The sequence below is a fragment of the Tahibacter soli genome, from assembly GCF_025717065.2.
GTDB lineage: Bacteria > Pseudomonadota > Gammaproteobacteria > Xanthomonadales > Rhodanobacteraceae > Tahibacter > Tahibacter soli.
The window spans coordinates 1,068,343-1,082,629 of record NZ_JAOVZO020000018.1 but is presented as its reverse complement, the minus strand read 5'-3'; the positions used below and the strand labels follow the sequence as shown (position 1 = coordinate 1,082,629).

General features: G+C 68.4%; 14 protein-coding genes and 1 riboswitch. Of the genes, 8 read left to right on the top strand and 6 right to left on the bottom strand.

Going from position 1 to position 14,287, the window contains the following annotated elements; translation table 11 throughout:
- The first annotated feature begins 35 nt into the window (after positions 1 to 35).
- Positions 36 to 695: a c-type cytochrome gene (locus tag OD750_RS18145; RefSeq protein ID WP_263544031.1), complete on the top strand. Its 660-nt coding sequence runs from the start codon at positions 36 to 38 to the stop codon at positions 693 to 695.
- 25 nt (positions 696 to 720) lie between these two features.
- Positions 721 to 1,047 carry a high-potential iron-sulfur protein gene (locus tag OD750_RS18140; protein WP_263544030.1) on the top strand — a complete coding sequence of 109 codons (327 nt, stop codon included), beginning with the start codon at positions 721 to 723 and terminating at the stop codon, positions 1,045 to 1,047.
- Between the two features lie 3 nt (positions 1,048 to 1,050).
- On the opposite strand, the gene OD750_RS18135 is transcribed toward OD750_RS18140, so the two are convergent.
- From OD750_RS18135 to OD750_RS18115, 5 genes are all read right to left on the bottom strand, one after another.
- Positions 1,051 to 1,377, bottom strand: a complete 327-nt coding sequence (locus OD750_RS18135) for an addiction module antidote protein (RefSeq protein WP_263544029.1) — start codon at positions 1,375 to 1,377, stop codon at positions 1,051 to 1,053.
- Complete coding sequence (locus OD750_RS18130; RefSeq protein WP_263544028.1) at positions 1,374 to 1,715, bottom strand: type II toxin-antitoxin system RelE/ParE family toxin; 342 nt, start codon at positions 1,713 to 1,715, stop codon at positions 1,374 to 1,376. Before OD750_RS18130 ends, OD750_RS18135 begins: the two co-directional genes overlap by 4 nt.
- 243 nt (positions 1,716 to 1,958) lie before the next feature.
- On the bottom strand, positions 1,959 to 4,241 hold the full coding sequence (locus tag OD750_RS18125) for a xanthine dehydrogenase family protein molybdopterin-binding subunit (protein WP_263544027.1): 2,283 nt from the start codon (positions 4,239 to 4,241) through the stop codon (positions 1,959 to 1,961).
- Complete coding sequence (locus OD750_RS18120) at positions 4,238 to 4,696, bottom strand: (2Fe-2S)-binding protein (RefSeq protein ID WP_263544026.1); 459 nt, start codon at positions 4,694 to 4,696, stop codon at positions 4,238 to 4,240. Before OD750_RS18120 ends, OD750_RS18125 begins: the two co-directional genes overlap by 4 nt.
- A gap of 130 nt (positions 4,697 to 4,826) precedes the next feature.
- The gene (locus OD750_RS18115; protein WP_263544025.1) at positions 4,827 to 5,771 is read right to left on the bottom strand and encodes a LysR family transcriptional regulator; all 945 of its coding nucleotides are present in this window, start codon (positions 5,769 to 5,771) and stop codon (positions 4,827 to 4,829) included.
- Positions 5,772 to 5,886: 115 nt separating this feature from the next.
- On the opposite strand from OD750_RS18115, the gene OD750_RS18110 reads away from it, so the two are divergent.
- The 3 genes from OD750_RS18110 (at position 5,887) to OD750_RS18100 (ending at position 9,610) form a co-directional block, all read left to right on the top strand.
- A complete protein-coding gene (locus tag OD750_RS18110; protein WP_263544024.1) occupies positions 5,887 to 6,939 on the top strand; it encodes an NAD(P)-dependent alcohol dehydrogenase in 1,053 nt (350 codons plus the stop codon).
- Between the two features lie 150 nt (positions 6,940 to 7,089).
- Entirely contained in the window at positions 7,090 to 7,485 is a 396-nt protein-coding gene (locus tag OD750_RS18105) for a DUF1761 domain-containing protein (protein WP_263544023.1), read from the top strand.
- A gap of 151 nt (positions 7,486 to 7,636) precedes the next feature.
- Complete coding sequence (locus tag OD750_RS18100) at positions 7,637 to 9,610, top strand: M66 family metalloprotease (RefSeq protein WP_263544022.1); 1,974 nt, start codon at positions 7,637 to 7,639, stop codon at positions 9,608 to 9,610.
- A gap of 17 nt (positions 9,611 to 9,627) precedes the next feature.
- Here the strand turns inward: OD750_RS18100 and OD750_RS18095 are convergent, their stop codons facing one another.
- Positions 9,628 to 10,728, bottom strand: a complete 1,101-nt coding sequence (locus OD750_RS18095) for a GGDEF domain-containing protein (protein ID WP_263544021.1) — start codon at positions 10,726 to 10,728, stop codon at positions 9,628 to 9,630.
- A gap of 143 nt (positions 10,729 to 10,871) precedes the next feature.
- Positions 10,872 to 11,070: riboswitch (cobalamin riboswitch) on the top strand.
- A 107-nt stretch (positions 11,071 to 11,177) separates the two neighbouring features.
- Here OD750_RS18095 and btuB point away from each other — a divergent pair.
- The 3 genes from btuB to cobO all read left to right on the top strand — a co-directional run bounded on the left by btuB (position 11,178) and on the right by cobO (position 14,286).
- The gene (btuB, locus tag OD750_RS18090; RefSeq protein ID WP_263544020.1) at positions 11,178 to 13,022 is read left to right on the top strand and encodes a TonB-dependent vitamin B12 receptor; all 1,845 of its coding nucleotides are present in this window, start codon (positions 11,178 to 11,180) and stop codon (positions 13,020 to 13,022) included.
- Between the two features lie 68 nt (positions 13,023 to 13,090).
- Positions 13,091 to 13,672 carry a hypothetical protein gene (locus OD750_RS18085; protein ID WP_263544019.1) on the top strand — a complete coding sequence of 194 codons (582 nt, stop codon included), beginning with the start codon at positions 13,091 to 13,093 and terminating at the stop codon, positions 13,670 to 13,672.
- Positions 13,669 to 14,286 carry a cob(I)yrinic acid a,c-diamide adenosyltransferase gene (cobO, locus tag OD750_RS18080; protein WP_263544018.1) on the top strand — a complete coding sequence of 206 codons (618 nt, stop codon included), beginning with the start codon at positions 13,669 to 13,671 and terminating at the stop codon, positions 14,284 to 14,286. The genes OD750_RS18085 and cobO overlap by 4 nt, the downstream gene beginning before the upstream one ends.
- Position 14,287 lies beyond the last annotated feature (1 nt).

The following is a 14,287-nucleotide window of genomic DNA, read 5'->3' as shown; positions in this document are numbered from 1 at the left end:
CATGAATCGGGCGCCGGAATTCGCGAGGCGATGCCATGTTCCATAAAACACTACTCGTAGTCGCGATGCTCGGCGCCGGCGCGGCGCAGGCCGATCCGCTCGACTTGCGCCGCGCCGACCGCATCGACGGCGACGCCGCCGCCGGCGCGGCGAAAGTGACCGTGTGCGTCGCCTGCCACGGTCCCGAAGGCAACGCCCTCGTGCCGGCGTTTCCGGCGCTCGCGGGACAGAACGCGGAATACCTGTACCGCACGCTCGCGGGCTTCAAGCGGCGCGCCGATCCGGCATCGCCGATGACCGCGCAGGTCGAGAAGCTCGACGACGCCGACCTGCGCAACATCGCCGCGTACTTCGCGGCGCGCAAGCGCAGTGCCGCGCCGGCGGCGGCCGGCGATCGTACGACCGGCGCCGCGGTGTTCGACCGCGGCGATCCCGCTCGCGGCATCGCGCCGTGCCGCGGCTGCCACGGCGCCGCCGCCGACGGTCATCCGCGAGCTGCCGACGGACCGGCGCGCTATGCGTACTACCCGGTGCTCGCGGGCCAGAATGCCGACTACCTCGTCGCACGGCTCGCCCAGTACCGCGACGGCAAGATCGACGACACCACGAACGCGCTGATCATGCGCGGCGTGGCGCACAACCTCGACGACGCATCGATACGCGCGCTGGCCGACTGGCTCGCCGCGCAACGCTGACGCCGCCGCCCTCAAGGAGTCAACGATGTTCAAGCACCGACACGATCACGACCGCCGCCGCTTCATCACCACGCTGACCGCCGCCGCGCTGATCGGCGCGGTCGTGCCGCGCAAGCCGGCCGCGGCCGACCTGCCGCATCTGGCCGAAACCGATCCCACGGCCGCGGCGCTCGGCTACCACGAAGACGCGGCGAAAACCGACGCGACGAAATTCCCGGCGCACACCGCTTCGCAACAATGCGCCAATTGCAATTTTTTCCAGGGCGGCGGCGAGTACGGTCCGTGCCAGTTGTTTCCCGGCAAGGCCGTCAACGCCAAGGGCTGGTGCTCGGCGTACGCGGCGAAGGCGTAGCGGTCAGCGCGCGGCAGTCGCGCGCTCGATCGTGAGCTTGAAACCCATTGCGCCGACCACCGCGCAGAGCGTATCGAGGCGCGGATTGCCCTTCTCCGACAGCGCACGCGACAGGCTTTCGCGCTTGATGCCGGCCGCGCGCGCGACGTTGGCGACGCCCTGAGCCTGCGCGATCCGACGCAGGACGGCGAGCAGCACGTGCCGGCCGTCTTCGTCGCTCGCTTCGTCGAGCGCCACCTTCAGATATTCGACCGCGAATTCGGGGTCGCGCTTGAGACGCTCGACGATCGACGCCTCGTGCGACACACCGGGTTTGATGGTTGATTTCACCGTGTTCTCCGTCGGTAGTCCTGCCAATACGCCACGGCCCGTTCGATATCGGACCGCTGCTTGCGCTTGTCGCCGCCGCACAGCAACACGATCAGCGTCGCACCCGCAAAGGCGTAGTACAGGCGGTAGCCCGGGCCGTAATCGATCTTCAACTCCCAGACGCCGTCGTGCAGCGCCCGGCAGTCGCCCAACGCACCGCGTGCCAGCCGTTCGACGCGCGTCAGCACCCGTGCGACGGCGCGTTTGTCGGCCAAACCGTCGAGCCATGATTCGAAGTGCACCGTGCCGCCTTCGTTGACGTAATACTCGACCTCGAATGCAGGCGAATCGTAACGCATAAGTTACGTCACCGCAAGCGATACGGGAGCGAAAACCGCGCCCGCGTGGATGTTGAGCGTTTTCGACACGACCGACCCTCCGTGATCCGGAAGGGCAGTCTATCGACGGACAACGTCGAATAAAATGCCACAGATGCATACGTATACGCATAGCATGGGCTGCCAAACGGCGCTCGCAAAACGCCGCAACGACATCTGGACGCTTTTCGAAACGTGCGGCCGCGAACGACCGCACGCTGCGTTTCAGGCGCGCAACTGCCCCGCGATCGGCAGCGCGCGAATGCGCTTGCCGGTCGCCGCGAACACCGCGTTGACGAGCGCGGGCGCGACCGGCGGCACGCCCGGTTCGCCGACGCCGCCGAGCGGCTGCGCGTAGTCGTCGCTGCCGATCAGGTGCACGCGGATCTCGCGCGGCGCCTGCGGTAGCCGCGTCAGCTGGTATTGATGGAAATTCGTCTGCTGCGCGCGGCCGTCCTTGAACGTGATTTCGCCGAGCGTCGCGAGCGCGACGCCCTGCACGACCGAGCCTTCCATCTGCGAACGCACGCGCTCGGGATTCACCTGCGGCCCGCAGTCGACGGCGATGTCGACGCGCGGGATCGTCAAAGTTCCATCCTTGGACACTTCCACTTCGACGACCGCGGCGACATACGTCACGAAGCTGCGGTGCGCGGCGATGCCCAGGCCCCGCCCGGCCGCGAGCTTGCGGCCCCAGCCGGCCTCCTTCGCGACGGTTTCCACGACGCGGCGCCAGCGCCCCGTGTCGATGGGATAGCGCTTGGGATCTTCGCCGTAGTTCCACGTGCCGATCGATTCGGCATCGATCAGGCGTGCAGGTCCGATCAGTTCGAGCAGGAAGTCCTTCGGATCGCGTCCGGCCGCGGCGGCGAGTTCGGCGACGAACGACTGGATCGCGAACGCGTGCGGCACGTTCGACACCGAGCGGAACCAGCCGATGCGCGTATGCGCCGCCGCTTCCGGATTTTCCAGGCGCAGGTTCGGGATCGCGAACGGCGTGTCGGTCATGCCGAGGCCGAGTTCGAACGGCGCCTCGTGCTTCGGATCGGGAACGAAGATCGACGTGATCGTCGGCGCGACGCTGCGGTGCAGCCACGCCGTCACCTTGCCGTCGGCGTCGAAGCCCGCTTCGAGCCGCTCGACGGAGACGGTGTGGAAATAGTCGTGCATGAGATCGTCGTCGCGCGTCCACGTCACCTTCACCGGCTTGCCGTCCATCGCGCGCGACAGGAGGGCCGCCTCGGCGACGAAATCGGCCTTCGACTTGCGGCCGAAGCCGCCGCCGAGCAACGTCACGTTGACGGCGACCTTGCTCGCGTCGAGCCCGAGCAGTTCGGCGAGCAGGTCGCGCGCGTCCTGCGGCGACTGCACGCAGGCCCACGCGTCGCAGCGCCCGTCGGCGACGCGCGCGAGCGCGGCCGGCGGCTCCATCGTCGCGTGCGCGATATGCGGCAGGTAGTACTCGGCTTCGACTTTCTTCGCGGCCTTGGCGAGTGCCGCGTCGACGTCGCCGGCGCTGCGCACCGCCTTGCCGGGCTTGCGCGCCGCGGCTTCGAGCGACGCGCGGTACGCGACGGAGTCGTAGCCGCCGTTCGGACCGGCCTCCCATTCGATCTTGAGCTTTTCGCGGCCCTTGATCGCGGCCCACGTGGTCGTCGCGACGACCGCGATGCCGCCGAGCGGCCGGAACTTCGACGGCATCGCCGGCGAATCGAGCGGCACGACCTTGAGCACGCCCGGCACCTTCTGCGCCTCGGCGCCGTCGAACGATTTGACCTTGCCGCCGTAGACCGGCGGACGCGCGACTACCGCGTAGACCATGCCGTCGGCCTTCGCGTCGATGCCGAACGTCGCGCGACCGCTGACGATGTCGGCGCCGTCGATCAGGCCGACCTTGCCCTTGCCGATGTAGCGGAAATCGGCCGACTTCTTCAACGCGATCGCGTCGGCCGCCGGCACCGGCAGCGCCGCGGCCTTGGTCGCGAGGTCGCCGTAGCCGAGCGTGCGGCCGCTCCTGGCGTGCGTCACGACATGATTCTGCGCCTTGCACTCGGACGCCGGCACGCTCCATGTCGCGGCGGCCGCGGCTTCGAGCATCGCGCGCGCGGCGGCGCCGGCGCGTCGCAGCGGCATGAAATGGTGGCGCAGGCTGCGCGAGCCGTCGGTGTTCTGGTTGCCGTAGCGTGCCTCGTCGCCGGGCGCCTGCTGCACCTTGACCTTGTTCCAGTCGGCCTCGAGTTCGTCGGCCACGACGAGCGCGACGCTCGTGCGCACGCCCTGCCCCATTTCCGAGCGATGGCAGATCACGGTGACGACGCCGTCGGCGCCGATCGCGACGAACAGGCGCGGATCGTCGCGCAGGCCGTGAGGCATGCCCTCGCCGCCGTACTTCGGCTGCGCGGCATCCTGCGCGAATACCGGCAGCGGCACGGCGAGCACGAGTGCCGCGGCGCCGACGCCGAGCAGGAATCCGCGGCGGCTTTCGTTGGCGATGTCGTGCGCGTTCATGCGGCACCGCCTTCCGCGGCGCGCTTGATCGCCGCACGGATGCGCGTATACGTGCCGCAGCGGCACAGGTTGCCGCCCATCGCGGCATCGATCTCGGCGTCGTTCGGTTTCGGCGTGGTCTTGAGCAGCGACGCGGCCTGCATGATCTGGCCGGGCTGACAATAGCCGCACTGCGCGACGTTGAATTCCTGCCACGCCTTCTGCAACGGATGCGAAACGTCCGGCGACAGGCCTTCGATCGTCGTGACCTTCTTGCCGGCCGCCGCGGCGACCGGCGTGACGCAGCCGCGCACCGCGGTGCCGTCGAGGTGGATCGTGCACGCGCCGCACAGCGCCATGCCGCAGCCGAATTTCGTGCCGGTCATGCCGAGCACGTCGCGCAGGAACCACAGGAGCGGCATTTCAGGAGGGCCGTCGAACGCGTGTTCGCGGCCGTTGACGGTAACGTTGATCATGGCGGTGACTCCTGGCGAGCGGCTGGGATGTACGCCCCGCGACTGTAGTCCTCGCCGCGTGACGCGCACAGCGCCCCACGTTCACTTTTGCGACAACCGGTGGTTGCGAATCGCCGATCCGCAACGCATGTCACACCGCGCGCGCGAACGTCTCGAGTTCGCCGCGCGTGAAACCGTAGTCGCCGCAGCCCTGCAGGCGCGCGACGAGAAAATCGATGAAGCGCCGCACGCGCTGCGGCATGTCGGTGCGCTGCGGGTAGTAGAGGTAGGCCGCGTGGCGCTCGCTCGCGGTTTGCGGCAGCACCGGCACGATGCGGCCGGCGCGCAGGTGCGGCGCGGCGCTGATCGAGTCGATCTGGCCGATGCCGATGCCGGCGATCACCGCTTCGAGTTCGGCGTCGCCGTCGTTCGTGCAGATCGCGAGCGGCACGTCGCGCTGCACGAGCGCGCCGTCGACGACGAACTCCCACGACAGCAGCCGCCCCGTATTCGGCTGGCGGTAGCCGGTGCACGCGTGGCGCGCGAGATCGTCGAGGGACTGCGGCGCGCCGTGCGCGGCGAGGTACGACGGCGCCGCGCAGGTGAGCACCTGGATCGGAAACAGCTTGCGCACGACGAGCTGCGCATCCGGCGCGCTGCCGCAGCGCAGGCCCACGTCGATGCGCTCGGCGACGATATCCGTGAAGTGCTCGTCGAGCAGCATGTCGACCTGCACCTTCGGATACAGGCGGCGGAATTCGACCAGCAGCGGCACCAGCACGCGGCGCCCGACCGGCCCCGGCGCCGTGATGCGCACGAGGCCTTCGTCGTCCTCGGCCGAGCGGCGCGTGCGGCGCCACGCGTTCATCACCTCGTCGAGCGCTGGCTTCACGGCTTCGAGAAAGCGCCGGCCGTCTTCGGTCAGGCTGCTCTTGCGCGTGGTGCGGTGGAACAATCGCACGCCGAGTTCGTGCTCGAGCTGGCGCACGGCCTTGCTGACCGCCTGCGGCGTGATGCCCTGCGCGACCGCGGCCTGCTGGAAGCTGCCGAGTTCGGCCGCACGCACGAACGTCTCGATGACGCGCAGTCGATCCACGATGAACAACTCCCGGTTGATAAAGAAACGGCGGCCCGCATCCTAGCGAGGTTCGCCCGTGCGGCCTACAGTGCGCGGCTGCGACTTTCGTTGTCCCTCCTTCAAAGGACTCGCCATGCTCCTGACTCCCGCCTTCGCCGCGCAGAACGCCGCCTCGCCGCTCGCGCCGCATTCGATCGACCGCCGCGAACCCGGTCCGCACGACGTGCTGATCGACATCGCGTATTGCGGCGTGTGTCATTCGGACATCCACCAGGCCCGCGACGAATGGGGCGGCTCGATCTTCCCGATGGTGCCGGGCCATGAAATCGTCGGGCACGTCGCTAAGGTCGGCGGCGCGGTGACGCGCTGGAAGGTCGGCGACGCGGTCGGTGTCGGCTGCTTCGTCGATTCGTGCCGCGTCTGCGAATCGTGCAAGGCCGGCGAGGAACAGTTCTGCAGCGAGGGCATGACCGGCACGTACAACGGCCGCGAACGCGGCACGAAGGCCCCGACCTACGGCGGCTATTCCACGCGCATCACGGTCAACGAAGACTACGTGCTGCGCATTCCCGAAGGCATGCCGCTCGATCGCGCCGCGCCGCTCCTGTGCGCCGGCATCACGACGTACTCGCCGCTGCGCCACTTCGGCGTCAAGGCCGGCGACCGCGTCGCGGTCGTGGGCCTGGGCGGCCTCGGCCACATGGGCGTGAAGATCGCCAGGGCGCTCGGCGCGCACGTCACGGTGCTGTCGAGCTCACCGGGCAAGCGCGCCGACGCGCTCGCGCTCGGCGCCGACGACTTCGTCGCGACGCGCGAGGCCGACGGGTTTCGCGCGAATGCGGGCCGCTTCGATTTCATCCTCGACACCGTCTCGGCACCGCACGACTACAACGCGTACCTGTCGCTCCTCAAGCGCGACGGCACGATGGTGCTCGTCGGCGTGCCCGACGCGCCGGCGCCGGTCCACGCGTTCTCGCTCGTGATGCAGCGCCGCCGCCTCGCCGGTTCGCTGATCGGCGGCATCCGCGAAACGCAGGAGATGCTCGACTTCTGCGCGGCGCACGGCATCGCGTCGGATATCGAGCTGATTCCGATGCAGTCGATCAACGAGGCGTACGAGCGCATGATCAAGGGCGACGTGCGGTATCGGTTCGTAATCGATATCTCGAGCTTGAAGGCGGCGTAGGCTCTTTGCCGTCATTCCGGCGGAGGCCGGGATGACGAGCAAAAGCTAAAATCGGCAAAAGGCAAATCGGGCGTCGGCTTCTCGACGAGATCTCACGCCGCCGCCGCACTTCGGTTAGATTGTCCCCGTCAACGACATCGGGGGACGGTCATGGCAAACATCAATCTGCTGGCGGTCATCGTTGCCGCCGCATCGAGCTTCCTGCTCGGCGGCCTGTGGTATTCGGCGGCGCTGTTCGGCAACGCGTGGAATCGCGAGAACGGCTCGGGACCGAAAGGCGAAGGCCGCCATCCCGCGCGCGTGTTCGGCGTCAGCTTCCTGTTCGCGCTGATCGCGGCGCTCGCCTTCGCGCATTTGTTCGGCCCGGCCGCCTCGCTCGCCGATGCCGCGCTGCGCGGTTTCACGGTCGGCCTCGGCGTCGTCGCGGCCAGCTTCGGCATCAACTATCAGTTCGCGGGCCGCAGCGTGCGCCTGTGGCTGATCGACGGCGGCTATCACACCGTACAGTTCGTGCTGTACGGCATCATCATCGGCCTGTGGCGCTGAATCTCTGTCCGCTCGATAGGCCGCGAGACTCAGTACGCAACAGTACGTTGCACTTTGCATTGAAGTGTTTCACGGTTTTCCATCGCGCTTGTTGCGGCGCGTTCGGCACGGGTTTACAACACCGCGCCTTCCTACGCCGCGGACTCGCACCATGCCCCGTTTTCCATTCTTAGCCGTACTGTCGGTATTGCTGCCGACGGCCGCGTCGGCGCTCGACGATCCGATGTTCGTCGACAGCTTCGATCCGACGATCGGCTTTCGCACGATCCGCCTGCCCGACCGCAACGACGCGGTCGCCTGCAGCGGCGCGGCGAACGCGTCGGCACAGATCGCACGCGCCTATGTCGTGCAGACGCATCTGGTCGAGCCCACGCATCCGTTCTTCGTGCTGTCGGCGAATCGCCCCGCGCTGGTCAAGGTCGATGTAACCGGTACCGGCGCGTCGCCGCAGGTGCGAGTCGTCGCGACGAACAACGGCAATCCGGTCGGCAGCCTGTGCCTCGCCGGTCCCGCAGCGCTGCCGGCATCGGTCGATCCGGACGCGCCGAGCCGCGCGAACAGTTTCACGGCCACCTTGCCGGCCGCGTGGCTGCAACCCGGCCTGTCGCTTTCGTTCACGGCGGGCGCGGCGACGCGCACCTACGACGCGGCAACGCTCAAGCTCGGCGCCGAACCGGTGCTGAGCCTCGCCGGTCCCGACTTCCTGTTGTTCGGCGACACGACGCCGACGGCGCGTCCGGCGAACTGGGAGCAGCGCTACTTGTCGACGCTCTCGGTCAGCGCGCTGCAATACACCCAGCTTGCGTCCATCGTCTCGAACCGCCTGCCGATCTCGCCGCGCGACGACGGCCGCACCGCATTCGGCGTCGCGACGCCGCAACCGGCGTTGATCGCGACCGCGAAACCGAGCTGCACCAGCGCGCAGGCCGCGGCAGGCACGTGCACGCTCTACGGCGGCTTCGGTTACATCGCCGGCGCGTTGAGCGTCAGTGGCGCATTCCTGCGCGCGAACGGCATGGAGCGCTACGCGCAGGTCTACGGCGTCCTGTCGGAAAACATGCACGGCGGCGGCGGCCTCGCCGGTGGCGGCGTAGGCGCGGGCGACAACTACGGTCTCGTGTTCAACCACGAAATGGGCCACAGCGCCGACATGCCGCACTGGGGCGGCTCGTGGTACGGACGAGCGGCGCCCGATGCGACGCAGAAGCATCCTTATGCCGGCAGCTTGCTGGACGGATCGAACCAGCCCGTCGGCGGCGGCTTCGGCAATACGTGGGCCTACGACTATTCGAGCGACGCGTTCGTCGCCCCGGTTTGCGCCGCCAACGGCAAGGAGCGGCAGGAACCGATGCAGCGCGGCAACGACTGCATGCCGTCCGGCGCGATCTACGACTGGTTCAGCGACTATTCGGCACTGTACATGTACCGCTTCTTCGTCGGCGCGCCGGCGGTGTATACGGGCACCATCCCGTATCCGCGCGATCCGCTAGGCAACTCGGCGGCCGCGCCGTTCTCGTTCCCGACCAAGGGCGGCATGGCAGTCGGCGTCGTGCCGAACGCGGCGCAGCCGCTCGTCAAGAAGTGGGACCCGGTGGCCGGTGCATACGTCGTGCAGGCGCCGCCGGCGCTGAGCACCAACCAGATGAAGCACTATTATCCACAAAGCTACAACCGCAAAGTGGTCACGATCTGGGGCGCATACAGCAACACCACGCCGGCCGCGAGCATGATCGGTCCGCCGGTGCACTACGTCGGCAACCTCAAGAAAACCTGGAACCCGAGCGACGCCGCCGATTTCGCCGACATCAAGTCGTGGGTGTCCGGCGACGCGTTCTGGTGGGGCGCCGATCTCGTCGTGCGCGCGAACTACACCGACGGCACGTCGCGCCAGGCAGTCGTCAAAGTCGCGCCGCGCGGCACCGATCCGCTCAACGGCAGCAGCCACGCGTTCTGGGCGGTCAACCTGCCCGACGACCGCACGCTGGCGAGCATCGTGCTGTACAACCGGCCGATGGAGGTGCGCAATCCCGGCACCGACACGCCGTACAACATCAACCGCACGGGCTCGACGGTCACCGCCGCGAACTACATGGACACGGCGACGGTCGCCGCGAACTGGCCCTAGCGACGGAACACGCCGCGCTACGGCGCGCGCGTCGTCGTCCGCGTGCGCTTTTCCTCGTACATCAGCGTGTCGGCGCGGGCGATCAGAAGATCGAGGTCGAGCGGCAGCACCGGCTCTGCCAGCGTCACGCCGACGCTGATCGAGACGCGGTCGGCCTTGGCCAGATCGTAGTTGGCGCGATCGAGTTCGCGCTGCAGCCGCTGCCGGTATACCGCCGGCGCTTCGGTCGCGACCGGCCGCAGCACGCAGAACTCGTCGCCGCCCAGGCGCGCGATGACGTCGCTGTCGTCGAACGCGGCGCGCAGCACGCGGGCGACGTTGACGAGCAGCGCGTCGCCGGCGTCGTGGCCGCGCTCGTCGTTCGCGCGCTTCAAGCCGTCGACGTCGACGAAGATCAGCGCGCAGCGACCGCCCTCGCCGGCACGGCCGGCGAGCGCCGCGTCGGCACGCTCGTAAAAGCCGCGCCGGTTGTAAAGGCCGGTCAGCTCGTCGGTCACCGACAGCCGGCGGATCTCGCCGTTCATGCGCTCGAGCGCCGAGGTTCGCTCCTGCACGCGCTGTTCGAGTTCGGCGTACAGCGCGATGTTCTCCATCGCGATCGACGTCGAATCGGCCAGCGCCTGCAGCAGGTGCACTTCTTCCGGGCGCGGCTGGTGCGGCTCGGCCCAGTAGTTGCCGATCGCGCCGATCGGATCGCGCGCGCGGATCGGCACCATGACCAGGCTCTTGACGAACGTAGGACGGTACGCCGCATGCGGCACGCGCTCGTCGAGGTAAATGTCGGGAATCACCGCAGGCTCGCGGTTGAGCATCGTCCAGCCGCTGACGCACAGATCGATCGGAAAACGCCGGCCTTTCCACAACGGACCGATCGCGTCTTCGTCGACGTAGCGGCAGTGATCGTCGTCGCGCAGCACGAACGACGCACCGTCGCAGCCGGTCATCTCGCGCGCGGCCACGCGCACGATGCGCTGCACGGCATCGAGCCCGCGCGCGAGCGAAAGCTCCTGCACGGCGATCAGCAGACGTTCCATGCCGCGCACGTAGCGAACCGTCGCGTCGCCGGAGGCGAGCGGAAAGCCGCTCGAACGCGATCGAGCCAAAGCACTGGTAGGCATAGAGGAAACCCGCGAAACGGCTCGATTCTACGCCCGCGGCGCGCGAACACGTCTTCACGGATGCAAACATACGATACCGTTTTCCGTGCCGGCCGACGGCCCCCGAAAGCAGCGCGATTCGCGCCTGCCGGCGTTCTTCGGTAACATGCGCGCCGCTTCGAGGTGGCGAATGGACATCCATTCGCTTAAACGGGAAGCCGGTGATCATCCCGGCACTGCCCCCGCAACGGTGAACGAGTACAAGCGCGGCGAAACGCCACTGGGTATCCCACCTGGGAAGGCGCCGCGCAGGGCACAGGCCCGCTCGTGAGTCCGGAGACCGGCCTTGACGCGCAACGGTGGCGCTGCGGAGGGCAGCCCGCGACGCGCGCGCCCGGCGCCTGCGCGTTTCGATTCCTCCGCGGGCCTTGTCCAGCCCTCAACCGCGCGGGTGAGCGCGGAGGAAACTCATGAATCGCAACGTCCTTTGCGCGACGATCGTCGCGTTGCTGTCCCTGCCCGTGTCCGGCGCCGTCGCGGCATCCGCCGAAGACGTGCCGCTCGACGACGTCGTCGTCACCGCGACGCGCACGTCCGTCACCGTCGACGACACGCTCGCCTCGGTCAACGTCATCACGCGCGACGACATCGAGCGCCTGCAGGCGCAATCGGTCGCCGAACTGCTGCGCGGCCTGCCCGGCGTGTCGATCTCGGCGAACGGCGGCGCCGGCAAGCAGACGTCGCTGTTCCTGCGCGGTACCGAATCGGACCACGTGCTGTTTCTCGTCGACGGCATCAAGATCGGTTCGGCGACCTCCGGCGGCGCGGCGCTGCAGGACATCCCGGTCGACCAGATCGAGCGCATCGAACTCGTGCGCGGCCCCCGCTCGAGCCTGTACGGCTCCGAGGCGATCGGCGGCGTGATCCAGATCTTCACGCGCCGCGGCCGTCAGCCGTTCGCGCCGGAGTTCAGCGTCGGCTACGGCACCGACAATACGCGCAAGGTCACGGCCGGCGTGGCGCTCAACGGCGATCGCGGCTGGCTCTCGGCGAACGGCGCTTACAACGACACCGACGGCTTCAACGCGTGCTACGGCAAGCCCTCTCCGGGCGGCGCCGGCTGCTTCACCTACGAGCCCGACGACGACCCCTATCGCAACGTGTCGGCGTCGCTGCGCGGCGGCTTCAAGTTCAGCGACGCGGTCGAGGCCGACGCGAGTTTCCTGCGCGCCGAAGGCCACAACTACTACGACGGCAGCTTCGTCAACGAGAGCAAGTACGTGCAGCAGGTCGCCGGCGGCTCGCTCAAGATCCGCGCCTCCGACAGCATCAATCTGAACCTCACGCTCGGCCGCGCCGACGACAAGTCCGACAGCTACGCCAACGGCGTCTACATGAGCCGCTTCAACACGCAGCGCGACAACGCGTCGCTGCAGGGCGACTTCGCGCTCGCGCAGAGCCAGCTGGTCAGCGTCGGCGTCGACCATCAGAACGACGACGTCGACAGCGACACCGCGTACGTCGAGGACAGCCGCGTCGTCAACGGCGTGTTCGCGCAGTACCAGGGCCGCTTCGGCGCGAACCACGTCGACCTCTCGGCGCGCCGCGACGACAACTCGCAGTACGGCAACCACACCACCGGCGGCGCGGCGTGGGGCTACGACTTCACGCCCGACCTGCGCTTCACGGCGAGCTACGGCACCGCGTTCAAGGCGCCGACGTTCAACGAGCTGTACTACCCGGGCTACGGCAACGCGAACCTGCAGCCGGAAGATTCGCGCAGCGTCGAGATCGGCCTCGACGGCCGCGCCGGCGGCGTGCGCTGGGGCGTGCACGCGTACGAAACGCGCGTCGACGACCTGATCGCGTTCGACGCCTCCACGTTCGCGCCCGGCAACGTCGACAAGGCGCGCCTGCGCGGCCTTGAAGGCACGTTCGGCTTCGACGTCGCCGAGTGGAAAGTCGACGGCAGCGTGACCGCGCTCGATCCGAAGAACGACTCGCCCGCGTTCGACGGCAAGATCCTGCCGCGCCGCGCACGCGCCACCGCACGCGTCGACGTCGACCGCCGCTTCGGCGACTTCGCTTTCGGCGCGACCGGCTACGCGGCGGGCAAGCGCTGGGACGACCTGTCGAACACCCGGCGCCTCGGCGGCTACGCCACGCTCGACCTGCGCGCCGAATACGCGTTCGCGCCGTCGTGGATCGTGCAGGCGAAGGTCGAAAACGTCGCCGACCGCGACTACGAAACGGCCGCGTGGTACGCGCAGCCGGGCCGCACGTACTTCGTCACGCTGCGCTACCGCGGCGGTTGATCCGTGCCGCGCCGCCGGTGCCGTGCGCATCGGCGGCGCTCCCGTCGTCGTTCATCCGGAGACTCCGCATGACATTCGCACCGACCCGCAAACAATGGCCGATTCTCGTCGCGCTGATGCTGATCATGCTCGCGACGCGCTATCACCACATCGGCAACCTGCTGCACCTCAAGGATGCCTCGATGGGCATCTTCTTCGCCGCCGGCTTCTGGCTCGGCGGCACGTTCGCGCTGCCGCTCCTGATGCTCGAGGCGCTGCTGATCGACTGGTACGCGATCAGCATGGCCGGCGTCAGCGACTTCTGCGTCACGCCGGCGTACTCGATGCTCAGCGTCGCCTATGCCGTGCTGTGGTACGGCGGCAGCTGGTACGCGCGCCGCCACTACGCGCCGAAGCTCGCCACGCTCGTGCCGCTCGCCGCAATCGCGACGGTGAGCTGCGTCGCGTCGTTCGTCGTATCGAACGGTTCGTTCTACTGGTTCGGCGGCCGTTACGCGAATCCGCATTTCGCCGAATACGTCGATCGCCTCGCGCGGTACCTGCCGAGCTTCGTCACCGTCGCGCTGCTGTGGATCGCCGCGTTTGCGGTCGCGCACGCGTTCGCGCTGTGGATCGCCGCGCAGCGCGGCGCGGGCTCCACGCGGGCATGAGCACGACGCACGACGACGGCGCCGACGCGCGCCACCGCGAGCGCATGCGGCGCAAGAAGGCGCTCGTCGACGACAAGATCGCACGGGCGACCATCGAACGCGGCGTCGTCGTCGTGACCACCGGCAACGGCAAGGGCAAGAGTTCGTCCGGCTTCGGCATGGTCGCGCGCGCGCTCGGCCACGGATTCAAGGTCGGCGTCGTGCAGTTCATCAAGGGCAGCTTCGCGACCGGCGAGGAAGCGTTCTTCCGGCGCTTCCCCGACGACGTGGACTACCACGTCATGGGCGAAGGCTATACGTGGGAGACGCAGGATCGCGAACGCGACGTGCAGGCCGCGCAGGCGGCATGGACGATCGCGCGGTCGATGCTGGAAAATCCCGCGATCGACCTCGTGCTGCTCGACGAATTGAACATCGCGCTCAAATATCGCTACATCGACGTGGGCCAGGTGACCGCCGCACTCGCCGCGCGTCCGCCGCTGCAGCACGTCGTGATCACCGGGCGCGCCGCGCCGCCCGAACTCGTCGACGCCGCCGATACCGTCACCGAGATGAACGTCGTCAAGCACGCGTTCGCGGCCGGCATCAAGGCGCAGAAAGGCATCGAGCTCTAGG